This window comes from Streptosporangium pseudovulgare (genome assembly GCF_014648055.1).
Lineage (GTDB): Bacteria > Actinomycetota > Actinomycetes > Streptosporangiales > Streptosporangiaceae > Streptosporangium > Streptosporangium pseudovulgare.
Window position 1 is genome coordinate 86905 of record NZ_BMQJ01000007.1, and the last position, 21426, is coordinate 108330.

Here is a 21426-nt window from a genome sequence, read left to right on the forward strand (position 1 = left end):
GGCTAGGGCGCGTCCCGCAGGGTGGTCAGGGCGCGGGAGATCGCCTCCGTCCCCTCCTCCAGCTCCTCGCGGGTGATCGACAGGGCCGGGCGCAGCCGTACCGACCGCTCGCCGCAGGGCAGCACGAGCACGCCCTCGTCCTGCCGGAGCAGGACGACCAGCCGGTCGCGCGCGGCCGGGTCCGGCAGGTCGAAGGCGCACATGAGGCCGCGGCCCCGGGCGTTGCCGACCAGTTCGGGGAAGCCCGCCTGGATCTTCTGCAGCGTGGCGAGGAGTTCGGCGCCGAGCTCGCCGGCCCGGGCGATGAGCCCGTCGCGTTCGATGATCTCCAGGATCCGGCGGGAGCGGACCATGTCCACCAGCCCGCCGCCCCAGGTGGAGTTGATGCGCCCGCTCACCCGGAAGACGTTGTCGGGAACCAGGTCCACCCGGCGGCCCGCCATGATCCCGCCGACCTGGACCTTCTTGGCGAAGGCCACGATGTCGGGGCGCAGGCCGAGCTGCTGGTGGGCCCAGGGGGCGCCGGTGGTCCCGGCGCCGGTCTGCACCTCGTCCATGACGAACAGGGCGTCGTGTTCGTGGCAGAGCCGTTCCATCGCCTGGAGGAACTCGGCCCGCATGTGGTTGTCGCCGCCCTCGCCCTGGATGGGTTCGGCGATGAAGCAGGCGATGTCGTGCGGGTGACGTTCGAAGGCCGCCCGGGCCTGGGCGAGGGCCCGCTCCTCGGCGGCCTCGACGTCGCCGAGGTGGATGGCGGGCACGTCGATCCGCGGCCAGTCGAACTGCGGGAAGCGGTCGGTCTTGACCGGGTCGGTGTTGGTCAGCGAGAGGGTGTAGCCGCTGCGGCCGTGGAAGGCCCGGGTGAGGTGGAGGACCCGGGCGCCGAGTCCCGGGGAGCGGCCCTGGGCCTCGTTGTGGCGGCTCTTCCAGTCGAAGGCGCACTTCAGCGCGTTCTCGACGGCCAGCGCGCCGCCTTCCACGAAGAACAGGTGCGGCAGTTCGGGATCGCCCAGCACCCGGACGAAGGTCTCGGTGAACTCGGCGAGGTGGACGGTGTAGAGGTCGGGGTTGGCCGGCTTGTTCGCGGCGATCCTGCCGAGCCGGTCCAGGAACGCGGGGTCGTCGTCGAACGGGTTCACGCCCAGCGGCGCGGAGGCGAAGAAGGTGTAGAAGTCCAGGTAGCTCCGGCCGGTGCGGGCGTCGACCAGCCGGGAGCCCCGGCTGCGTTCCAGGTCCAGCACCAGGCGGTAGCCGTCGACGAGCAGATGACGAGAGAGCCGGCCGTGCACGTCCATATCGCCTCCACGGTGTTTGGGAAGATGATTCCCCGTTGAACGGTCATCCCTATGGAGACGTTACGCAGAAGAGGCGGTTTTTATAAATATTCTTCGGCGTCTCCCCTTGGTGACCTTTCCGGTCGTCCGGCCGCCCCGGGCCTCTTCCCCGCCGTCCCGCTCCCCGGCCGCCCGGCATCCCCGCCGCCCCGCCCCGGCGGCCTGACCCGTCGTCCCGCTCCCCGGCCGCCCGGCGTCCCCGCCGTCCCGCCCCGGCGGCCGTACGCTCCGGCCGGGGCCGCCCCGGCGCGGCGGGGTCGCCTCCCCGCCGGGAAGACGACCCCGGGCCCCGGCCCCCGTCAGGCGACGGTGGGCGCGGCCCCCGCGGGACCGGCCCTGCGGGAGTGGAGCGCCCGCACCCGGAAGGCGAGCGCCATCAGGGCGACGCCGTAGACGATCGCCATCGTGCCGATGAGCCAGACGACCGCCAGCGCGCCGGCGGCCGGCCAGACGAACAGCAGGACGCCGAACAGGACCGCCAGCACCCCGCTGAGGATGAACGCCCACTCCCCCGTCACGGCCTTCCGCAGGCGGATCCCCGCCATGATCTCCGTGACGCCGACGACGACGGCCCAGGCCGCGATCAGGAACAGCAGGGTGAGCGCGGTGATCCCCGGCCAGACCAGGGCCGCGACGCCGGCCAGGACGCTCAGCACGCCGTAGGCGATCATCCAGGTCCGGGAGCCGCGTTCCCTCGACCCGAGGAGCGCGAACACGCCGTTGACGATGGCGTACACGCCGAAGACGACGACCAGCACGAAGACCGTGATGCCCGGCCAGAGGATCGCCAGCAGGCCGAACAGGATCGCGCAGACTCCGCGAACGAGATAGACCCACCATGTACGGGTCAGCTCTTCCATGACCCACCTCCCCTTTTGACCGATTTATGCCCAGAAAATCCCTGATGACGGTCCGAGATTCGGTCAAAACGGTCTTATTCTCCGGAGGTCGGCCGGCTCGTCGCCCCGGCCCGCGCTCCCCGCCCTACGGGCGGGGCCGCACGACCGCGACCGGGCAGTGCGCGTGGTGCAGCACCCCGTGGCTGACCGAGCCCAGTACGGCCGAGCCGAACCCGCCCAGCCCCCTCGCCCCGACGACGACCAGGTCGGCGTCCCGCGACTCCTCCGTCAGGAGCGGCACCGGGTGGGTCAGGGCCGCCGACTCCGCCACCTCGACGTCGGCGTACTTCTCCCGCCAGGGTTCCAGGCGCTGCCGAGCCGTACGGACCTCCTCCTGGAACGGCTCCTCCAGCAGGGACGCGTAGTCGAAGGTGTAGGAGGGGATCACCGGGGCCCGCCAGCCGTGGACCACGCGCAGCCGGGCCCCGCGCAGCCGCGCCTGGGCGAACGCGTGGCCGAGGGCGGCCTCGGAGTGCTCGGAGCCGTCGAAGCCCACGACGACCGTCCCGTGGACGGTACGGGCGGGGGCGCGGACCACGACGACCGGGCCGGGGGCGTGCCCGGCCAGGCCGAGTCCCACCGACCCGAGCAGCAGCTCGGCGAAACCGCCCGCGCCCCTGTTGCCGATCACGACCTCGTCCGCCCGCCCGGCCTCGTCCCGCAGCCGCTCGACCACCGCGCCGGTCACCACGGAGCCGGTGACCTCGATCTCCGGCGCGCACTCGCGGGCCCGCCGTACCGCCGCGTCCAGCACGTCCTGGCAGTACCGGGTTCGCACGTCCTCGCTCATGCCGGTCCCGGCCAGCGGGAACGCCGCGGCCCACGGCTCGCTCACGTGCACGACCCTCAGCGCCGCGCCGGCGCGCGCGGCGTCCAGCGCCGCCCACTCCACCGCGGCCGTCGCGGACGCGGAGCCGTCGGCCCCGACGACGATCAATCCGGTCATCGTTCTCTCCTTCTCGGTCTTTCCTCGCGTTCTGCGATCATTGCCCGTCACCCCACGCGCATTCACCCGGACATGCCGGTGCCCGTCCCGGGGGCGGGGACGGGCACCGGACGAGGGTGGGCGCTACCGCAGGATCGGCAGGCGGCGGACCAGGGCGGTGCCGCCCCACCACCGGCCCAGGCCCAGGGTCCCGCCCGCGCCGGCCAGGGCCAGCCCGACGAGGACGACGGCGTAGATCAGGTGCTCGTCCAGGAAGGGATTGTTGGCCAGCGGCAGCTCGGCGGCCCACATCAGCACCAGCATCAGGGTTCCGGCGGCGGCGGCGATCCGCATGCCGACGCCGAGGACGAGGGCGGCGCCGATGCCCAGCAGACCGGTCATGAACAGCCAGTCGACCCAGGCGTGCCCGGCCAGGGCGCCGAACAGGCCGCCGAGGGCGTTGTCGCCGGTGCCCTTGAGGAAGCCGGTGGTGGGGCTGCCTCCGTTGATCCAGGCGCGGTCGGCGGGGGTGGCGAAGCCCCAGCCGAAGACCTTGTCGAGGAAGGCCCACAGGAAGATCCAGCCGATCCCGATCCGGGCCGCGGCCCAGGCGTAGGCGGCCGGCCGCGCCGTGGCCGCGGTCGTGGTCGTGGTCTCCCCGGCGGCTCCGGCGACGGTCGCGGGTCCGGCCGGCTCGGTGGTCCCGGCGGCGGCCCGGTGGACGAGCTTGCGGTTGGTGTGGTGGTGCGCGGTGGCTGCCATGGGGGGCTCCTTCGTCGCCGGCCGCTGCCGGTGTTCCCTGTTCTCCGGTACGTCTCCATCACACTCTTTGCCGGGCCTTTACCGCAGGTGCCGTACGGCCCGTCCCGCGGCGGCGGAGGTCCCCGGCGGCCCGGGACCTTGGTCAATTACCGCCCATGCATCGCGCGGGCACCCATGGGAGCCGTACGGAAGGTCCCGCCGGAACCCCGCGGAGGCGGCGCACCGCCGACGTCCCCGCACCGGGAACGTCGGCGCGGACATCGGGCCGCGGCGGACCGGACGTCCGCGATGACCGATTTCATGCCAGAAGATGGCCGTCGGGAAACGACAATCCGCGCAAAACGGTCTTATGGTGCTTCAGTCCCACGAGCGCAGAGGAGCCTCCGATGTCGCTTCGCGCGTCAGCCGACGACATGCGGGACGAACTGGCCCGCCTCCGTCACGACCTGCACCGCGAGCCCGAACTGGGCCTCGACCTGCCGAGGACCCAGGAGAGGGTGCTGACCGCCCTGACGGGCCTCCCCCTCGACGTACGGCTCGGCCGGCGGCTGAGCTCGGTCACGGCTGTGCTGCGCGGCGCGTCCCCGGGGCCGGTCGTGCTGCTGCGGGGCGACATGGACGCCCTGCCGGTCACCGAGCGCGGCGACCCGGCGGTCGCCTCCCGGGTGGCGGGCCGGATGCACGCCTGCGGACACGACCTGCACACCGCCATGCTGGCCGGGGCGGCGCGCCTGCTGGCGGCCCGGCGCGACCTGCTCGCCGGAAGCGTGGTCTTCATGTTCCAGCCGGGCGAGGAGGGGCAGGGCGGCGCGAAACTCATGATCGAGGAGGGCGTGCTGGACGCCGCGGGCGAGCGTCCCGTCGCGGCCTACGCCCTGCACGTGTTCAGCTCGGGGCTCCCCCGTGGGGTGTTCGCCACCCGGGGCGGGCCGATGCTGGCCGCCTCCGACACCCTCTCGGTGACCGTGCGCGGCGTCGGCGGCCACGGTTCGGCGCCGCACCGCGCCAGGGACCCTGTGCCGGTCGCGTGCGAGATCGTCACCGCGCTGCAGACGATGGTCACCCGGAGCTTCGACGTGTTCGACCCGGTGGTGCTCACGGTCGGCAGCTTCCACGCGGGCACCACCGAAAACGTGATCCCGGACCGGGCCCGCTTCGAGGCGACGGTCCGCTCGTTCTCACCGGCCTCCCACGCCCTGGTCCGGGACCGCTCGACGGCCCTGGCCCGGGGCATCGCCGCGGCGCACGGGCTGGAGGCCGACGTCGAGTACCGGGTGAGCTACCCGGTGACGGTCAACGATCCCGAAGAGGCGGCCCTGGTCGCAGAGACCGTGCGGGAGGTGTACGGCGAGGACCGGTTCGTCATGGTCCCGCGGCCGTTCCCCGCGTCGGAGGACTTCTCGTTCGTCTGCGCCGAGGTTCCGTCGGCGTTCGTGGCGCTCGGCGCGTGCCCGAAGGGCGTCGACCCGGCCACCGCCGCCGTCAACCACTCCCCGGACGCGCTGTTCGACGACGCCGTGCTGCCCGACGGGGCCGCGCTGTACGCCGAGCTCGCCGTCCGCCGCCTGGCGCGCGCCGCGGGCTGAGCCGCCGGGGAGCGGGCCGGGCGTACGGGCGCAGGCCGGGCGCGGGCATGGGCCGGGCGCGGGCATGGGCCGGGCGCGGGCATGGGCCGGGCGCGGGCATGGGCCGGGCGCGGGCATGGGCCGGGCGCGGGCATGGGCCGGGCGCGCGGGTGTCTCAGGAGGCCCCGTAGACCACCAGCGAGACGGCGACGTACTGGACGACGTAGGCGGCGACGGTGAAGGCGTGGAAGACCTCGTGGAAGCCGAACCACCGGGGCGAGGGGTCGGGGCGGCGCAGGCCGTACACCACCCCGCCCGCGGTGTAGAGCACCCCGCCCGCGATCACCAGGGCCACCGCGGCCACCCCGGCGCCGGACAGGAGCTGGGGCAGCACGAACACCGCCGTCCAGCCCAGGGCGATGTAGAGGGCGGTGGACAGCAGGCGCGGGGCGGAGATCCACAGCACCCGGAACAGCACCCCGGCCATCGCGCCGGTCCAGATCACGGCCAGCACCACGACGCGGGCCGGACCGTCGAGGGCGAGCAGCGCGAACGGGGTGTAGGTGCCCGCGATGATCAGGTAGATGTTGGCGTGGTCGAGGCGGCGCAGCACCCTCTCCAGGCGCGGGGAGAGCGTGCCGCGGTGGTAGGTGGCCGAGACGCCGAAGAGCAGGCCCGAGGTGATCGCGTAGACCGCGGCGGCGAGCCGCGCCTGCAGGGTGGGGCCCAGGGCGACGAGGACGTACCCGGCGATGATCGCGACGGGTAGCGCCCCGGCGTGCAGCCAGCCGCGCAGCCGCGGCTTGATCGACATGGAGATGGAGGGTCTCTGGGTGCCGGTCGAGCTCATGAACCTACGGTAGCGTAAGTTACGCCTCCGTAGGTTGTGATCTTCCCTACATCGCCCCCAAGGGGCCGCCTTGCCCACAAGGACAACCTGATTTACTATCTAGACAACTGGGTTGACCTTTTGGCGCGGCGCACCGAATCACCGCGCCCGGTCGCGCCGGGCGCCCGGCCCCGTCCGCCGGACCCGTCCCACCGCCGCGCCGCGCTCCGCCGTACCGCGGCGGACGACCCTTCGACACCGAGAAGAGAGAAGACACGTGCTCGACGACCTGTTCGTCCTCCACACCCTCGAAAGCGCCCCCGCCGAGGCCCGCCCCATCATGGAGGGCACCGCCCGCAAGTTCGGTCACGTCCCCGCGGCGGTCGCCCTGATGGCCGGTGCCCCGCACCTGCTCAAGGGGTTCCTCGCGGCCAACGGCGCCTTCGAGCAGACCTCCCTGACCCCGCTTCAGCGGGAGGTCGTCGTCATGACGGTCGCCACCCGCAACGCCTGCCACCTCTGCGTGGCGATGCACACCGCCGCGCTGGCCGGGCTGGAGGCGCCCGCCGGACTCGTCGAGAGCCTGCGGGAGCGCACGCCGCTCCCCGACCCCGGGCTGGAGGCGCTGCGGCTGTTCACCCTCGCGGTCATGGACCGCCGGGGCGCGGTCAGCGACGAGGAGATGCGCGCCTTCCTCGACGCCGGCCACACCCCGCGGAACGCCCTGGAGGTCGTCCTCGGGGTCGGCGCCTACACGATCTCCACCTTCGCCAACCGGATGACCGCCGCACCCGTCGATCCCGCGCTCCAGCCCTTCGTCTGGGAGGGCGAGCCGACCTGACAGGATGGTCGGGAGCACGACGCACCAGGAAGGCGGGCCGCGGGCGATGAGCAGGCGGGAACCACGGGAGCCGATGCCGGGCCGCTACCCGGTCACCTTCGGCGAGGTCGAGCTCCTGGCCGACCTCGACCGGCCCGCCGGATGGGTGATCTCCAAGGACGGCGTGCCCCAGTCCTACGTGGACCTGGACGACCCCACCTACCTCGACTTCGAGTACGTCCAGCTCATGGCCATCGTGATCGACCTCCTGGCGGAGGGGCCGGTGGACGCCGTGCACGTGGGCGGCTGCGCCTGCACGCTGCCCCGTTACGTCGCGGCGACCCGCCCGGGGTCGCGGCAGATCGTCGTCGAGCCGGACGGCGACCTCGTCCAGCTCGTCAGGGACCAGCTCCGGCTGAAGTCGGTGCCCCGGCTCAAGGTCAGGGTCCTCGACGGCCGCGCCGCGACCGCCGCGCTGCCGGACGCCTCGGCCGACCTGTTCGTGCTCGACGCCTTCAGCGGCGCCACGATGCCGCTCGACCTGGCCACCCGCGAGTACATGGACGACGTCGCCCGCGTCCTGCGCCCCGGCGGCACCCTGCTGGTCAACGTCGCCGACGGCAAGGGCCTGGCCTTCGCCCGCCGGCTGCTCGCCACCGTCGGCGGCGTCTTCCCGCACACCGCCCTGCTCGCCGAGCCGGGCGTGCTGCGGGGACGCCGCTTCGGCAACCTCATCGTCACGGCCTCCCCCGCCGAACTGCCCACCGCCGGCCTGACCCGCCGGTGTGCGGGAGGCCTCACCCAGGCCAGGTGCCTGTACGGCGAGGCGCTGACCAACTTCGTCGCCGGAGCGCCGCCGCTGCGGGACGGCGACCCGGTGGTCACCCCGGTTCCGCCCCCGGGCGTATTCGGCTGAGCGAACGTCTCGCCGGCCTCGGGCACGGCTCCTCCCGTCCGAGGTCGGTGAGACGTCGCGATGCCCGCAATATACTATTTCCCGGTTGGTAAAGGAGGTTTTATGCCATACATGGCCATGTCCCCCGACACCGTGAAGTGGTCCGTCGCGAGGCCCTTCACGACGGAGGGCACCGAGCTGACCAAGGGCGTCGTCATCGAGACGAACAGGCTGTACACGGTGGGGAACTTCTGGGGGGACGACCGGGCCGGGAGGCTCTTCTACGACGGCGACTCCGGATCACCGGGCTACCGGCACATGACCGAGGGGGTCATGGGCGAGGCGCACGCCCTCGCGGGCCTCTGCGTCCGGATCGGGGACCGCCTCTTCGCCATGGGCACGAACGTCGAGGCCGCCGAGTGGGAGGCCATCGCCCAGGTGCCGCGGATGCCGTGGTGAGGCTCGGACGCCCGGCGCTGTACCCGCTGGGCCTCACCGGAATGGCGGGCCTCGTCGCCTACGACCTGTACGAGCACTGGCCGGAGGGCGACCCGGAGGGGGCGCGCGCCGCGGCGGCCGTCTGGAGGTCGCTCGGGGAGCGGGTGCGCGGGGCGGCGAGGACCCTCGACCCGGTGGCGGCGCGGATGTGGCACGACCACCCGGGTCAGGGCAGCACGGCGTTCCGGCGGTTCTGGCAGGGCGGTCTCCTGGCCGTCGCCGCGCGTCCCGCCGGCGGCCGGGACGAGGGCGTCCGCCTCTCCTTCGAGGAGTACGCCGGGACCGTCGTCGCCCACTGCGAGCTGACGGCCGAGGCGTGCGAGGGGTACGCGGAGGCGGTCGAGGCGACCCGGCACGCCCTGAAGGTCCTGGCCGCGACGAGCATGGCGCAGCTCGCGTTCGCCGGATCCTGGCCGTGGCTGGGCGGGCCCGGCACGGCCGCCGTCAAGTGGGCCGCCGAACGTCTGTACCGGAGGATCCGGGCGCGGCTCATCGGGCAGCTCCTCGAACGGCACGTCGCACAGATCGTGCGGGAGAAGGCGGCGACGTACGTCGCGGGCAGCGCCTTCTTCGCGCTCGGCGACACCGCGTTGTCGATCGGCACGAAGGCGGCCTTCGGCGACGGCCCCGGTTCCTTCGAGGACAACGCGGTGGCGACCATGAAGGACTTCGCCTCCTGCCTGGTCTTCTTCGGCGTCTGGGACCTCACCAAGGTCGGACCCCTGTCCCGGGTGTTCCGGAACAACGACCTGGGGGACTTCGCCTCCTACTACGTCGGGTCGACCTCCTACACCGTCACCTACAACGCACTGAGCGGCGAGACCGGGACCGACCTGGCGCCCACCCCGGAACAGCTCGCCGGCAAGCTCTTCATCGGTACGGCGCAGCGGGGCAAGGCCCCCGGCTGACCGCCACGGCGGCCGGACGGCCGCGCGCCGCGGTGGCAGGTGACGCGGCGGCAGGTGACGCGGGCCCATGCGGCACGGAATAGTTGAACTATCAACTGAGTTGATGTCGACAAGTTCTTTGGAAGGAGCCGTCGGCCGCGCCGGCGGATGCCGTGCCGCGCCCCGTGATCGGTGTGACGACCGCACCGATCGACGGCGTCTTCGACCACCAGGACTCCCACGGTGGTGGCGGCACCATCACCAACGGCGACACCCAGTGGATGACGGCCGGCGCCGGCCTGCTCCACATCGAGGCGCCGCCGGAGCACCTGGTCATGTCCGGCGGGCTCTTCCACGGCCTCCAGCTGTGGGTGAACCTCCCGGCCAGGGACAAGATGATGGCCCCGCGCTACCAGGACATCCGCGGCGGCAACGTCCGGCTGCTCACCTCCCCGGACGGGGGCGCGCTCCTGCGCGTCATCGCGGGCGAACTGGACGGCCACGAGGGCCCCGGCATCACGCACACGCCGATCACCATGATCCACGCGACGCTGGCGCCGGGTGCGGAGATCACGCTGCCGTGGCGGGAGGACTTCAACGGCCTCGCGTACGTCCTGGCGGGCCGCGGGGCGGTCGGCGCCGAGCGCCGGCCGATCCGCCTGGGCCAGACGGCGGTCTTCGGCGGCGGCGGCTCGCTGACCGTCCGCGCGGACGAGAAGCAGGACTCCCACACGCCGGACCTGGAGGTCGTGCTGCTGGGCGGACAGCCGATCCGGGAGCCGATCGCCCACTACGGCCCGTTCGTCATGAACACCCGGCAGGAACTCCAGCAGGCGTTCGAGGACTTCCAGAAGGGCCGGCTGGGCACGATCCCGGCCGTGCACGGCATGTCCGAGGGCGGCCTGTAGGGCCCGCAGGGGCCGCACGCGGACGAGTCCGGTCCGGACAGGGACGGGACCCGTCCGCGCTCGCCGCCCACCTCTGACGCCCGATACCTCCCCGCCCCGCACAGCGCCCTACAAACTTCGGGGCCGGACCTTTGTCCGGTCCGGCCATTGGGCGAACCGGAGCCGGGTCCGAAGATCGGTTCCATGGATCTGCTGACCCGGCTGGTGGACAAGGGCCTGCGCGGCGAGTCCGCGACGCGCGAGGAGGCGCTGGCGGTGCTGGCGACCTCCGACGACGACCTGCTGGCGGTGGTCACCGCGGCGGGGCGCGTGCGGAGGCGGTGGTTCGGGAACCGCGTCAAACTCAACTATCTGGTCAACCTCAAGTCCGGCCTGTGCCCGGAGGACTGCTCCTACTGCTCCCAGCGGCTCGGCTCGACCGCGGGCATCCTGAAGTACAGCTGGCTCAGGCCGCAGGAGGCGGCGGACGCCGCCGAGGCCGGCGTGGCGGGCGGCGCCAAGCGCGTGTGCCTGGTGGCCAGCGGGCGTGGGCCCACCGACCGCGACGTCGAGCGGGTGGCCGACACCATCGCGGCGATCAAGGATCGCGCCCCGGACGTGGAGATCTGCGCCTGCCTGGGACTGCTGTCGGACCGGCAGGCCACCCGGCTCCGCGAGGCCGGCGTGGACGCCTACAACCACAACCTCAACACCTCCGAGGAGGTCTACGGCGAGATCTGCACCACGCACACCTTCGCCGACCGCGTCCGGACGGTGCGGAGCTCCCACGAGGCGGGCCTGTCGGCCTGCTCGGGACTGATCGCGGGCATGGGAGAGACCCCCGAGGACCTGGTGGGCACCGTCCTCGCGCTGCGCGAGCTGGCCGTGGACTCGGTGCCGGTGAACTTCCTGATCCCCTTCGAGGGCACCCCCCTGTCGGAGAACTGGACGCTGACCCCGCAGCACTGCCTGCGCATCCTGGCGATGACCCGGTTCGTCTGCCCCGACGTGGAGGTACGGCTCGCCGGTGGCCGGGAGATCCACCTGCGCACCCTCCAGCCGCTGGCCCTGCACGTGGTGAACTCCATCTTCCTGGGCGACTACCTCACCAGCGAGGGGCAGCCGGGCGCGGCCGACCTCGACATGATCGCCGACGCGGGCTTCGAGGTCGAGCAGGCCGACGAGCCGTCGCTTCCCGAGCATCGCCGTACCCAGGACGGCGGCACGGCCGGCGCCCCCGCGGCCGCCGCTCAGGCCGATACGGCCGCCGACGCCCCGGCCGCCGACGCGTCCAGCGGCACCGGCACCGCCACCGGCTCCCCGGCGTCCGCCCGCACCGACCTGGTCGCGCTGCGCCGCCGCGGCGCCGGCACCGACCTGCCGCCCAATGCCTGAGCCCGGCACGCCCGCCCGGGGCGACGTCGCGCGGCTGCTGGAGCTGGACCGGGCGCACGTCTGGCACCCGTACGGGCCGATGCCGGGGCAGGAGGCCCCGCTGCTGGTGGAGTCCGCCTCGGGGGTACGGCTGCGCCTGGCCGAGCCCGTCGAGGGCCGGACCGAGCTGATCGACGCCATGTCGTCGTGGTGGGCCGCCATCCACGGATACGGCCACCCGGCGCTGGACGCCGCCGTCCGCGACCAGCTGGGCCGGATGAGTCATGTGATGTTCGGCGGGCTCACCCACGAACCGGCGATCCGGCTGGCCACCCGGCTGGTGGAGATCACCCCCGAGCCGCTGGAACACGTCTTCCTCGCCGACTCCGGCTCGGTGTCGGTCGAGGTGGCCGTCAAGATGTGCCTGCAGTACTGGCGCTCGCTCGGCCGGCCCGCCAAGCACCGCCTGCTGACCTGGCGCGGCGGCTACCACGGCGACACCTTCCTGCCGATGTCGGTGTGCGACCCCGACGGGGGGATGCACGCGCTGTGGACCGGGGTGCTGCCACGGCAGGTCTTCGCCGACGCCCCGCCCGCGGGCTTCGACGCCGAGCCCGACCCCGCCTACCTCACCCACCTGGCCGACCTGATCGGTCGGCACGCGCACGAACTGGCGGCGGTCGTCGTCGAGCCGGTGGCGCAGAACGCCGGTGGCATGCGCTTCCACTCCCCCGGCTACCTGCGGGCGCTGCGCGAGCTGTGCGACGCCCACGACGTGCTGCTGGTCTTCGACGAGATCGCCACCGGCTTCGGCCGCACCGGCGCCTTCTTCGCCGCGGACCACGCGGCCGTCGCGCCCGACGTGATGTGCGTGGGCAAGGCCCTCACCGGCGGCTATCTCACCATGGCCGCCGCCCTGTGCACCTCGGAGGTGGCGTACGGCATCGGCCGGGGGGAGCATCCCGTGCTCGCCCACGGGCCCACCTTCATGGCCAACCCGCTGGCCGCCGCCGTGGCCTGCGCCTCCCTCGACCTGCTCGGCGACGGGGCGTGGGAGGCGCGGGTCAAGCGTGTCGAGGCGGGGCTGCGGGCGGGACTCGCCCCGGCCCGCGAGCTGGACGGCGTCCGCGACGTGCGGGTCCTCGGCGCGATCGGCGTGATCCAGCTCGACCGGGAGGTGGACAGGGTCGCGGCGACCCGCGCCGCCGTACGGCACGGGGTGTGGATCCGGCCCTTCCGCGACCTGATCTACACCATGCCCCCCTACGTCACCGGCGACGCCGACCTGGCCCGGATCACGGCCGCGCTCGTGGCGGCCGCCGGGGCGACATCCCCGGGAGGCCCGGCCGCCTGATGGCCGCGCCCGGATCCGGCCCCCTCGGGGCGGCCCGGCCGGCTTGACCAGGTCGACTCGGGCCGGCATGACCAGGCCGACTCGGTCGGCTCGGTCAGCTCGGCACGAGGGTGACGCAGGCGACGCGGGCACCGGCCGCGCCGGCGTCGGGGCCGGACGTCGTGGTGGGCTCGGCGTGGATGACGAGGGAGCGCGGCCGATGGGCCGGGGTGAACGCCCAGTCCTGCCGGGAGGTGGCCGTGGCGGCGCCGGTGGCGTCGGTGGTGAAGTCGAGCCAGAACTCGGTGGCGGCGCTCGCCCCGGCGCCGTCGTGCCCGTGATCCGCGCCGGGGTTGGAGTGACCGGCCTTGGCACCGGGATCGGAGTGGCCGGTCTTGGCGCCGGGTCCGTGCCCCCCGCCGGGATGGGCGTGGCCGGCGTCGCCGGGACGGCGGAAGTGCGGGCCGGCGGCGGCGGGCTTCTTCCCGCAGGGGTCGACGTGCAGGTGCGCGCCGTACGTCCGGCCGGGTAGGAAGCCGCTGACAGTGGCGGTGGTGACGGCGAACACCGACCCCGACTCGGCGGTCACCTGGACCGAGGCGCCGGGTGGCGCCAGCGCGGCGTCGTAGACGATCGCCGTGGCCTTCGGCGCGGCCGCGGTGAGCACGCCGCCCCCGGAGAGACGGATCTCGGCCGGGAGCGGTTCCCGGGCCGGGATGGGGTCCTGGGCGGGGGCGTGGCCCACCGGGTGGGACGCCACCCCCCGCTGCTCCCCGCAGGCCGCGCAGAGCAGCCCGGCGGCGACGAGGACGACGACGGCGGCACGCATACGGCATCTCCTTCGGCGGATACGGCGTGGGCGGCCACTCTATTGAGTGACCGCATGATCACGCATGGTATTCGCCGTTCTCGTCCGGCGGCCGTCATCGCCGCCCGTCAGGCGTGTGAGGCGGCGATCCCGTCGATCCGCGCGGCCAGGGTGAAGTCCAGCTCGGTCAGGCCGCCCGCGTCGTGGGTGGTCAGGGCGAGGTGGAGGGTGCGCCAGCGGATGTCGATGTCGGGGTGGTGGTTGAGCTTCTCCGCCTCGACCGCGATCTCGTCGACGATGCGGATCGCGGTGGGGAAGTCGCGGGCCTCGACCGTGCGGCGGATCTCGTCGCCCTCGCGCCGCCACTGGGGCACGCCGTCCAGCCTCTGGTTCACGGTGGAGTCGTCAAGCGGGTCCATCGGGCCATGACATCACACCGGGCGGGGCCGCGCCGAGCCGAGGCGCCTCTCGGGCGCGGCCCGCCGCCGGAGTGGGGACGACCTCGCGGACGGTTTCCCCGGAGGCGCCTCTCGGGCGCGGTCCTCCGTCCGGTGCGTGGACGGGGTTTGCCGCTTCTCGCGGCGAGCGCCTACTTTGATCGCATGTTGCTGGCGGAGCAGCGGCGCCTGCTGTGTGAGTACGGCCGCCGGGTGGTCGGGACCGGACTGGTGCTGGGGACGTCCGGGAACCTCAGCGTGCGCGCGGGAGACCTGGTGGCGGTCACCCCGGCCGGGGGCGCCCTGGACCGGCTGGAGCCGGAGTCGTGCCCGGTGGTCGACGTCGAGGGCCACCTGGTCGACGGAGACCTCCAGCCGTCCTCGGAGACCCCGATGCACCTGGCGGTGTACGCCTCCGCCGACGTCCGGGCGGTGGTGCACACCCACTCCACCTTCGGCACCGTGGTCGCCACGACCATGACCGAGCTGCCGCCGATCCACTACAACACCCTCCTGCTGGGCGGCATCGTCCGGGTGGCCGACTACGCGACCTACGGCACGCCCGAGCTGGCCGCCAACGTCCGGGCCGCGCTCGACGGCAGGCGCGCCGCGCTGCTGGCCAACCACGGCGGGGTCACCGTCGGCGACGACCTGGAGGCCGCCTTCGAGGCGGCCCGGCTGCTGGAGTGGCTCTGCGAGGTCTACGTCCGCGCCAGGTCCGTGGGCGAGCCCAGGGTGCTCACCGAGGAGCAGCTCGCCGAGGTGGTCCACCGCTCCCGGAACCCCCCGAGGTTCCCGCGCCGCGAGGGCTGACCGGCCCGCCCGGCGCCCCGCCCCGGAACGCCCGCCATCCCGTGGCCGCCCCGGCGCCCTCCGGTCCGGGAAATCCCGGAACGCCCGTCACCCCGTGCCGCCCCTCCCCGCCACGGAGGGTCCCCGGAAAGCCCCCGGAACGCCCGCCCCGCTCCCCCGTCGGAGGTTCGATCCATGCCCCTGCAGCTCACCGGCACCCCCGATGACCCCGACCTGATCCGGCTGCCCTGGGACCGGCCGCTCGCGGAGTGGCCCGAGCACCACCTCGTCTCGCTTCCGCGCGGCATCTCCCGGCACGTCGTGCGCTTCGCCCGCCTGGCGGGCCGGGTCTACGCGATCAAGGAGATCAGCGAGTACTACGCCAAGCGGGAGTACCGCCTGCTGTGGGACCTGCACCGGCTGGACACCCCGGCGGTGGAGCCGGTGGCCGTGGTCACCGGGCGGACCGGCCCGGACGGGGAGCCGCTGGACTCCGCGCTCGTCACCCGGCACCTGCAGTTCTCGTTGCCCTACCGCGCGGTCATGTCGGGCACGCTCCGGCCCGAGACGCTCAACCGGCTGCTGGACGCGCTGGCCGTACTGCTGGTGCGGCTGCACCTGACCGGGTTCTACTGGGGCGACTGCTCGCTGTCGAACGTGCTGTTCCGCCGGGACGCCGGCTCGTTCGCCGCCTACCTGGTGGACGCCGAGACCGGCGAGCTGCACCCGTTGATCAGCGAGGGGCAGCGCCTGCACGACATCGACGTGGCGCACGTCAACATCTTCGGGGAGATGCTGGACCTCCAGGCGGGCGGCCTGCTGCCTCCCTCGATCGACCCCGAGGAGGTCGCGGACTCGGCCCGTGACCGCTACCACGGTCTGTGGGAGGAGCTCACCTCCGACGACATCATCGAGGAGGTGGACTGGCACGTCATCGACCAGCGCATCCGCCGGCTGAACTCGCTGGGCTTCGACGTCGCCGAGATGATGGTCCGCCGCAAGGCGGGCACCGGGCGGCTGGTCGTCCGCCCCAAGGTCGTGGACGCCGGCCACCACCAGCGCCGCCTCCTGCGCCTGACCGGCCTGGACGTGGAGGAGAACCAGGCCAGGCGGCTGCTCAACGACCTCGACTCCTTCCGGGTGTCGCACGGCCTGCGCCACGAGGACGAGGCGATCGTGGCGCACCGCTGGCTCGCGGAGGTCTTCCTGCCGACGGTGGAGGCGGTCCCCGGGGAGCTGCGCGGCAAGCTGGAGCCGGCCCAGTTCTTCCACGAGGTGCTGGACCACCGCTGGTTCCTGTCGGAGGAGGCCGGGCGGGACGTCGGACTGACCGCCGCCGTGGAGTCGTACGTGAAGCACGTTCTCGTCTACAAGCCGGATGAGGAGGCCTTCATCTCCGGAGAATGATCCGGGGCGGATGATGTTTTCCCCCGGGGGATGAACATCCTTCTTCTCAGTCGAGGAATATCACCTCCTGAAATATCTGTGTTTCACATAGAACGCTTCCTTCCTCAGGAATGTCCCTACGCTAACCGGGCGACGCCTTGAAGTCGTCGGCGAGGGAGATCCAGTGCTCGGAATCGAAGACTGTGTGACGGAGGCCATGGCCATCCCCGGCGCGCTGGACGCGCTGCTGATCGACCAGACCAGCGGGATGGCGGTGGCGGTGGGCGGTGGCCGCGACGAGGACGTCGACGAGTCGGCCGCCGCGCTGAGCGAGACCCTGCGGGCCGCCATGGACGGCCTCGCCCTGAACTCCCCCGGCGGAACGATCCGAATAAACGACATGATCGTAACCGCGGATAACGGACATCATTTACTCCGGCCGATGGAAACGGCATTCGACGGCCCGCTGGTGATTTACGTCCGTCTTGACCCGGAACGCTCGAATCTCGCTCTCGCCCGCCACCGTCTGCGGTCCATTTCCGGCCGGCTCGTCACGACGTGACGTCATGCCGACGATGGAGAGCGTTCTCAGCGATCTGGCCGAGGACCGCGTCACCGGCGCGCTGCGCCTGGACGAGGCGGGGACGGTCTACCTGACCGACGGCCGGGTGACCTACGCCGAGAGCCCGGCCGTCCCGAGGCTGGAGGACCTGCTGACCGCGGACGACAGGATCCCGGCGCAGGCCGTACGGCAGGCCAGGCAGGCGGCCACCGAGGACCGGCCGGGCGGCGAGCGGCTGGTCGGGCAGGGTGTGCTGACCCGTGGCGAGCTGGAGTTCTGCGTGCTGAGCGCGGTGCTCGACGCCGCCTACTTCCTGTCGGGCTCGGCCGCGCACCACAGGGGCTTCCGGCCCGGGGACCGGCACTGGCTCGGCCCCCAGTGGTATTTCGACGTGGCCGGGCTGTCCCGGGAGTGCGAGCGGAGGAGGGCGCAGTTGGACCGTGCCTGGCCGTCCGGTGAGCTGGACACGCTCCCGGTCGTCCCCCTGGCGCGCATCCCCGCCCAGCGGGTGGTGCTGACCTCGCTGCAGTGGGAGGTGCTGGTCGCGGCCGACTCCACCGCCACCCCCGCCGAGCTGGCGCACAGACTCGGCCGGCCCGCCTACTCGGTGCTGCTCGCCGTACGGCGGCTGGCCGCGGCGGGGCTGCTCCGCGTCCCGGAGGCGGGCGGACGGCCCGGCGCCGCGCCCGCCGGGACGGGAACGCCGGCACCGGCTCCGCAGACGCCACCGGCTCCGCAGACCTCGCAGACGTCGCAGACGCCGTCGGCTCCGCCGGCGCTGCCGCGGCGTCCGAAGACCACCGGGGAGCCCCGGGCGGGCGGGGAACCCCGGGAAGGCGCCGCGGGGAGCGCCGCGTCCGCGCGGTGGCTCCCCGCGGCGACCGGGGACCCCGCCGACGTGAACCTGCTCATCCGGCTGAGGAACGCACTGGAGGCACTGACATGAGCTCGTCCCGATGCCGCTGAGGTTGCGGACGTTGAAGCTGATCGGAAGGAGGCCGCCGGTGGAGGCGCGTGACCGGGAACCGCAGGGGACGCGGCCGTACGCGGACCCCGCCGCGTCCCGCGACCGGGACGTCGTGCCGTTCCGCGAATCCGGCGCCGAACCTCCCGGTCCCGGCACCGAGCCGTCCGGACCGGGTGCGCCGGGCGCCGATCCGTCCCGACCGGGCACGCCGGTCGCGCCGGGCGCCGTACCGGTGTCCTCCGCCGCGGACGGCGCCGGGGCGCCCACGGAGGCACCCGTGGAGACGTCGGCGGGGACGCCCGCGGGCGCGTCCTCCGCGCAGGCGCCTCCCGCGCCGGACGGGGAGCGGGTGCCGCTCCACGACCGGGCCCGGCGGGAACTGACCCTGCTGCGCGACCGGCTGCACGAGGAGATGGCGCTGCTGCGCGAGCGCGTGCCGGAGGTGAACGGGAGCGTCGCCTGCAGCGTGGACGGCCTGCCGATAGCGAGCGACCTGCGAGGGGAGACCGAGCAGATCGGCGCGCTGTCCTCCGCGGTGCTCGCGCTCAGCGGCCGGCTGACCGCCATGGCCGACAAGGGCTCCTTCGAGGAGACGCTGATCTCCGGCAGCAACGGCTACGCGGTCTTCTACGCCGCCGGCCCCACGATCGTCCTCACGGTGCTCGCCCGGCCCGGGACCAACCTCGGGCTGCTGCGCCTGGAGGGCCGCAAGACGGCGGCGAGGCTGGCCGCCATCACGTCCTGCACATCGACAACCCACTGATCGGAGTCAGACATGGGCAACATGGACATCTCTCTCAAGGAGATGATGGGCATCGACGGCGCGATCGGCGCGGTCGTCGTCGACTACAACAGCGGCATGGCGCTGGGCGCCCTCGGCGGCTCCAAGGACCTGGACCTTCAGGTGGCCGCGGCGGGCAACACCGAGGTCGTCAAGGCCAAGCTGCGGACGATGGACTCCCTCGGCCTCAAGGAGGCCATCGAGGACATCCTCATCACGCTCAGCGGGCAGTACCACATCATCCGCCCGGTCACCGGCCGGAGCGGCAAGGGCCTCTTCCTGTACCTGGCGCTGGACCGCAACCGGGGGAACCTGGCGATGGCCCGGCACACCCTGCGGATGATCGAGGAGAGGCTCGAGATCTGATCCTCCGGTACGGCTCCGCGCACCGGGAGCGCGGGCCGTACCGGAGCTCACCGCTCGGCGGAGGCGGTGAGCTCGCCGATCGCGTCGGCGAAGTCCGGCCAGAGCCGGCGTGGCAGGTCGTGGCCCATGCCGGGGAAGGTGACCAGCTTGGCGCCGGGGATCGCGTCCGCCGTGGCGATCCCCCCGGCCACCGGGATGAGCTGGTCGGCCTCGCCGTGCAGCACGAGGACGGGTACGGTGACCTCCCCGAGCAGCGCCGTACGGTCGCCCGAGGCCATGATCGCGGCGAGCTGCCGCGCGGTCCCGGCCGGGTCGTGGCCGCGGTCGTAGCCGAGTCCGGCGATCTGGGCGACGCGCTCCCGGTCCATCCGGTAGCCGGGGGACCCGAGGATCTCCCAGGTGCTCAGCGCCTGCCGGATCGCGGCCTCGCGGTCGGGCGGCGGCGGCGCCATGAGCGCCGCCATCGCCGCCTCGGTGGGCGGGGCGACCGCGTGGCCGGGGGTGGACATGATCGAGGTGAGGCTCCGCACCCGGCGCGGGTGGCCGATCGCCATCGCCTGGGCGATCATGCCGCCCATCGAGGCGCCGACCACGTGGGCCGACTCCCAGCCGAGCGCGTCGAGCAGCCCGGCGGCGTCGTCGACCATGTCGTCGAGCCGGTAGGGGGCCCCGCCGCCACCGCCGGGGGCGGGCATCCCGGCGTCGCCCAGGTGGGTGGACTCGCCGGCGTCGCGGTTGTCGAACCGCACCACGTGGTGCCCGCGTCCGGCGAGCAGGTCGCAGAACTCCTCGTCCCAGTGGATCATCTGGGCGCCGAGGCCCATGATCAGCAGGAGTGGCCGGTCGCCGGGAGATCCGAAGGTCTCGTAGACGATCTCGATGCCGTTGGCCCGGACGCGCGTCGTCATGTCGCTCCCTCTCCCCGTCCGTCCGCGGGCGGGCCGGGTGGCCGCCCGGGCGGTTCCCGCCGCGCGGAGGCGGCGGACCGGTGACCCGAAACAGAATGTCATTCTGCCCAGGCCGGGGCAAGGCATCCCCGCGCCGGAGGGCCGGAGACGCAGAACGGGAGCGGACGCCCTGCGCCGGCGTCCGCTCCCGTGTCCAGGGGAGGCTGGGGTTCGAAGTTCTTCGCTTCCGGCCGTCACGGTCCGACGGCATCGTGGCGGCGCGACGGCATCATGGCGGCGCGACGGCATCATGGCGGCGCGACGGCATCATGGCGGCGCGACGGCCGCGACGGTCCGGCGCCGTGACGGCGCGGCGGCCGTGACAGCCGTGCCGGTCCGGCGCCGTCGCCGTCGTCACGACTTCGGCGGCGCCGCCCTCATTACGGCTTGACGGTGATCTGGACCGGCTTGGCCGGGTCGCCGTCCCGCTTGTTCCAGGCACCGGCGGAGAACGGGACCGGGTAGTTCTTCTTGCCCGGGCCGTCGCCCCACTTGGTGATGACGTAGTCGACCTTGATGTGGCCCATGCCGCCGTTGCCGTCCACGCCGAGGGTGTCGGGGTTGAACGTGCCGCCGGTCAGGTCGGCGAAGGTCTTGGCGTCGAGGTCGATCATGACGCCGCTGCTGGAGGGGACACCGGGACCGCGGTCGCCGACGAAGAACTTGGCCTTCTTGCCCTTGTAGATGACGTAGCCCTCGGTGAACAGCGGCCAGCTCGGGCTGGCGATCATGCCCTTCTGCATCGGCTTGCCGCTGGCGGGGAGGCCGGTGTCGCCGGCGCGACCGGAGGAGTCGTCCCAGAAGTAGGAGGCCTTGGTGTGGCCCTTCAGCATGACGGTCTTGGTGACCTTCTGCGGCTTGGCCGGGGCGGCCTGCTCCGGCGCGGCCTGCTCGGGGGCGGCCTGCTCGGGGGCGACGGCGGGCTTCAGCGCGGCGGCCTGGGTGGGGGCGGTCTCGGGGGCGACGGCCGCGACCTGCTCGGTCACCGCGGCGACCCGGGCGCCGGCCGCGGGGACGGCGGCGGGCACGTCGTGGTCGGCCGAGGGGAGGGCCGAGACGGCGGCGGCGGAGGCGAGGAGCCCGGCGCCGACCAGGCCGGCCACGGCATAGCGGGTCTTGCGGGCGTTCTTACGGGGGTCCAGGGAGGAAGGCATGAAGAAACGAACTCTTTCGCGAGGGAACGGGGCAGCCGCGTGCCATTGCGAAAAGGCACCGGCGGGGTCGCGCTCACAGGGAAGAGGGGCGCAGGAGTAGATCAGGTGGTGCTACACGGAGCGCTGGGGGATGCCGCGACCGATCGCGGCGAGAGGGCCCAGGGGGCGTGGAAGTCTCAGAGGACCGGCAGTGAAATGGTGTATACCGGTACGAAAGT

23 protein-coding genes are annotated in these 21426 nt (G+C 73.2%); 14 read left to right on the top strand and 9 right to left on the bottom strand.

Annotation, left to right across the window (positions count from 1 at the left end):
- Positions 1-2 precede the first annotated feature (2 nt).
- The 4 genes from lat to IEZ10_RS15725 form a co-directional block, all read right to left on the bottom strand.
- Positions 3-1295, bottom strand: coding sequence for an L-lysine 6-transaminase (lat, locus tag IEZ10_RS15710; protein WP_189247246.1), 1293 nt, complete (start codon positions 1293-1295; stop codon positions 3-5).
- A 338-nt stretch (positions 1296-1633) separates the two neighbouring features.
- Positions 1634-2194, bottom strand: coding sequence for an HdeD family acid-resistance protein (locus IEZ10_RS15715; protein ID WP_189247247.1), 561 nt, complete (start codon positions 2192-2194; stop codon positions 1634-1636).
- Between the two features lie 124 nt (positions 2195-2318).
- The gene (locus tag IEZ10_RS15720; RefSeq protein WP_189247248.1) at positions 2319-3179 is read right to left on the bottom strand and encodes a universal stress protein; all 861 of its coding nucleotides are present in this window, start codon (positions 3177-3179) and stop codon (positions 2319-2321) included.
- Positions 3180-3302: 123 nt separating this feature from the next.
- Positions 3303-3920 carry a DoxX family membrane protein gene (locus IEZ10_RS15725; RefSeq protein ID WP_189247249.1) on the bottom strand — a complete coding sequence of 206 codons (618 nt, stop codon included), beginning with the start codon at positions 3918-3920 and terminating at the stop codon, positions 3303-3305.
- 386 nt (positions 3921-4306) lie between these two features.
- Between IEZ10_RS15725 and IEZ10_RS15730 the strand changes: the two genes are divergently transcribed.
- Positions 4307-5506, top strand: coding sequence for a M20 metallopeptidase family protein (locus IEZ10_RS15730; RefSeq protein WP_189247250.1), 1200 nt, complete (start codon positions 4307-4309; stop codon positions 5504-5506).
- 154 nt (positions 5507-5660) lie between these two features.
- On the opposite strand, the gene trhA is transcribed toward IEZ10_RS15730, so the two are convergent.
- Positions 5661-6335, bottom strand: a complete 675-nt coding sequence (trhA, locus tag IEZ10_RS15735; RefSeq protein ID WP_189247251.1) for a PAQR family membrane homeostasis protein TrhA — start codon at positions 6333-6335, stop codon at positions 5661-5663.
- A 256-nt stretch (positions 6336-6591) separates the two neighbouring features.
- Between trhA and IEZ10_RS15740 the strand changes: the two genes are divergently transcribed.
- From IEZ10_RS15740 to IEZ10_RS15770, 7 genes are all read left to right on the top strand, one after another.
- A complete protein-coding gene (locus IEZ10_RS15740) occupies positions 6592-7155 on the top strand; it encodes a carboxymuconolactone decarboxylase family protein (protein ID WP_229811306.1) in 564 nt (187 codons plus the stop codon).
- 46 nt (positions 7156-7201) lie between these two features.
- Positions 7202-8050 carry a spermidine synthase gene (locus IEZ10_RS15745; protein WP_229811307.1) on the top strand — a complete coding sequence of 283 codons (849 nt, stop codon included), beginning with the start codon at positions 7202-7204 and terminating at the stop codon, positions 8048-8050.
- 102 nt (positions 8051-8152) lie between these two features.
- Positions 8153-8488, top strand: a complete 336-nt coding sequence (locus IEZ10_RS15750; RefSeq protein ID WP_189247252.1) for a hypothetical protein — start codon at positions 8153-8155, stop codon at positions 8486-8488.
- A complete protein-coding gene (locus tag IEZ10_RS15755; protein WP_189247253.1) occupies positions 8485-9435 on the top strand; it encodes a WXG100-like domain-containing protein in 951 nt (316 codons plus the stop codon). The genes IEZ10_RS15750 and IEZ10_RS15755 overlap by 4 nt, the downstream gene beginning before the upstream one ends.
- A 173-nt stretch (positions 9436-9608) precedes the next feature.
- Positions 9609-10322 (top strand): pirin family protein, encoded by a 714-nt coding sequence (locus IEZ10_RS15760; protein WP_229811308.1) that lies wholly within the window; start codon positions 9609-9611, stop codon positions 10320-10322.
- 183 nt (positions 10323-10505) lie between these two features.
- Positions 10506-11696 carry a biotin synthase BioB gene (gene bioB / locus IEZ10_RS15765; RefSeq protein WP_189247255.1) on the top strand — a complete coding sequence of 397 codons (1191 nt, stop codon included), beginning with the start codon at positions 10506-10508 and terminating at the stop codon, positions 11694-11696.
- Positions 11689-13029 carry an adenosylmethionine--8-amino-7-oxononanoate transaminase gene (locus tag IEZ10_RS15770; RefSeq protein WP_189247256.1) on the top strand — a complete coding sequence of 447 codons (1341 nt, stop codon included), beginning with the start codon at positions 11689-11691 and terminating at the stop codon, positions 13027-13029. Before bioB ends, IEZ10_RS15770 begins: the two co-directional genes overlap by 8 nt.
- A gap of 94 nt (positions 13030-13123) precedes the next feature.
- On the opposite strand, the gene IEZ10_RS15775 is transcribed toward IEZ10_RS15770, so the two are convergent.
- Entirely contained in the window at positions 13124-13837 is a 714-nt protein-coding gene (locus IEZ10_RS15775) for a hypothetical protein (protein WP_229811309.1), read from the bottom strand.
- A 107-nt stretch (positions 13838-13944) separates the two neighbouring features.
- The gene (locus tag IEZ10_RS15780; protein ID WP_189247257.1) at positions 13945-14235 is read right to left on the bottom strand and encodes a 4a-hydroxytetrahydrobiopterin dehydratase; all 291 of its coding nucleotides are present in this window, start codon (positions 14233-14235) and stop codon (positions 13945-13947) included.
- A 183-nt stretch (positions 14236-14418) separates the two neighbouring features.
- On the opposite strand from IEZ10_RS15780, the gene IEZ10_RS15785 reads away from it, so the two are divergent.
- The 6 genes from IEZ10_RS15785 to IEZ10_RS15810 all read left to right on the top strand — a co-directional run bounded on the left by IEZ10_RS15785 (position 14419) and on the right by IEZ10_RS15810 (position 19107).
- Positions 14419-15066, top strand: coding sequence for a class II aldolase/adducin family protein (locus IEZ10_RS15785; RefSeq protein ID WP_189247258.1), 648 nt, complete (start codon positions 14419-14421; stop codon positions 15064-15066).
- A gap of 174 nt (positions 15067-15240) precedes the next feature.
- Positions 15241-16452 carry a DUF4032 domain-containing protein gene (locus IEZ10_RS15790; RefSeq protein ID WP_189247259.1) on the top strand — a complete coding sequence of 404 codons (1212 nt, stop codon included), beginning with the start codon at positions 15241-15243 and terminating at the stop codon, positions 16450-16452.
- A 163-nt stretch (positions 16453-16615) separates the two neighbouring features.
- Complete coding sequence (locus IEZ10_RS15795) at positions 16616-16993, top strand: roadblock/LC7 domain-containing protein (RefSeq protein WP_189247260.1); 378 nt, start codon at positions 16616-16618, stop codon at positions 16991-16993.
- Positions 16994-16997: 4 nt separating this feature from the next.
- Positions 16998-17939, top strand: a complete 942-nt coding sequence (locus IEZ10_RS15800; protein ID WP_189247261.1) for a transcriptional regulator — start codon at positions 16998-17000, stop codon at positions 17937-17939.
- A 58-nt stretch (positions 17940-17997) separates the two neighbouring features.
- Complete coding sequence (locus IEZ10_RS38995) at positions 17998-18723, top strand: roadblock/LC7 domain-containing protein (protein ID WP_229811310.1); 726 nt, start codon at positions 17998-18000, stop codon at positions 18721-18723.
- Positions 18724-18735: 12 nt separating this feature from the next.
- Entirely contained in the window at positions 18736-19107 is a 372-nt protein-coding gene (locus tag IEZ10_RS15810) for a hypothetical protein (protein WP_189247262.1), read from the top strand.
- A 47-nt stretch (positions 19108-19154) separates the two neighbouring features.
- Here IEZ10_RS15810 and IEZ10_RS15815 read toward each other — a convergent pair whose 3' ends face one another.
- A complete protein-coding gene (locus IEZ10_RS15815) occupies positions 19155-20015 on the bottom strand; it encodes an alpha/beta fold hydrolase (protein WP_189247263.1) in 861 nt (286 codons plus the stop codon).
- 419 nt (positions 20016-20434) lie between these two features.
- On the bottom strand, positions 20435-21208 hold the full coding sequence (locus IEZ10_RS15820) for a hypothetical protein (RefSeq protein WP_229811311.1): 774 nt from the start codon (positions 21206-21208) through the stop codon (positions 20435-20437).
- Positions 21209-21426 lie beyond the last annotated feature (218 nt).

Coding starts and splice junctions, on each gene's coding strand:
- IEZ10_RS15770 (WP_189247256.1), top strand. CDS start 11,689: ATGCCTGAGCCCGGCACGCCCGCCCGGGGCGACGTCGCGCGGCTGCTG.
- IEZ10_RS15790 (WP_189247259.1), top strand. CDS start 15,241: ATGCCCCTGCAGCTCACCGGCACCCCCGATGACCCCGACCTGATCCGG.
- IEZ10_RS15815 (WP_189247263.1), bottom strand. CDS start 20,015: ATGACGACGCGCGTCCGGGCCAACGGCATCGAGATCGTCTACGAGACC.
- IEZ10_RS15750 (WP_189247252.1), top strand. CDS start 8,153: ATGCCATACATGGCCATGTCCCCCGACACCGTGAAGTGGTCCGTCGCG.
- trhA (WP_189247251.1), bottom strand. CDS start 6,335: ATGAGCTCGACCGGCACCCAGAGACCCTCCATCTCCATGTCGATCAAG.
- IEZ10_RS15800 (WP_189247261.1), top strand. CDS start 16,998: ATGCCGACGATGGAGAGCGTTCTCAGCGATCTGGCCGAGGACCGCGTC.
- IEZ10_RS15780 (WP_189247257.1), bottom strand. CDS start 14,235: ATGGACCCGCTTGACGACTCCACCGTGAACCAGAGGCTGGACGGCGTG.
- lat (WP_189247246.1), bottom strand. CDS start 1,295: ATGGACGTGCACGGCCGGCTCTCTCGTCATCTGCTCGTCGACGGCTAC.
- IEZ10_RS15810 (WP_189247262.1), top strand. CDS start 18,736: ATGGGCAACATGGACATCTCTCTCAAGGAGATGATGGGCATCGACGGC.
- IEZ10_RS15720 (WP_189247248.1), bottom strand. CDS start 3,179: ATGACCGGATTGATCGTCGTCGGGGCCGACGGCTCCGCGTCCGCGACG.
- IEZ10_RS15775 (WP_229811309.1), bottom strand. CDS start 13,837: ATGCGTGCCGCCGTCGTCGTCCTCGTCGCCGCCGGGCTGCTCTGCGCG.
- IEZ10_RS15785 (WP_189247258.1), top strand. CDS start 14,419: ATGTTGCTGGCGGAGCAGCGGCGCCTGCTGTGTGAGTACGGCCGCCGG.
- IEZ10_RS15820 (WP_229811311.1), bottom strand. CDS start 21,208: ATGCCTTCCTCCCTGGACCCCCGTAAGAACGCCCGCAAGACCCGCTAT.
- bioB (WP_189247255.1), top strand. CDS start 10,506: ATGGATCTGCTGACCCGGCTGGTGGACAAGGGCCTGCGCGGCGAGTCC.
- IEZ10_RS15745 (WP_229811307.1), top strand. CDS start 7,202: ATGAGCAGGCGGGAACCACGGGAGCCGATGCCGGGCCGCTACCCGGTC.
- IEZ10_RS15725 (WP_189247249.1), bottom strand. CDS start 3,920: ATGGCAGCCACCGCGCACCACCACACCAACCGCAAGCTCGTCCACCGG.
- IEZ10_RS15730 (WP_189247250.1), top strand. CDS start 4,307: ATGTCGCTTCGCGCGTCAGCCGACGACATGCGGGACGAACTGGCCCGC.
- IEZ10_RS15715 (WP_189247247.1), bottom strand. CDS start 2,194: ATGGAAGAGCTGACCCGTACATGGTGGGTCTATCTCGTTCGCGGAGTC.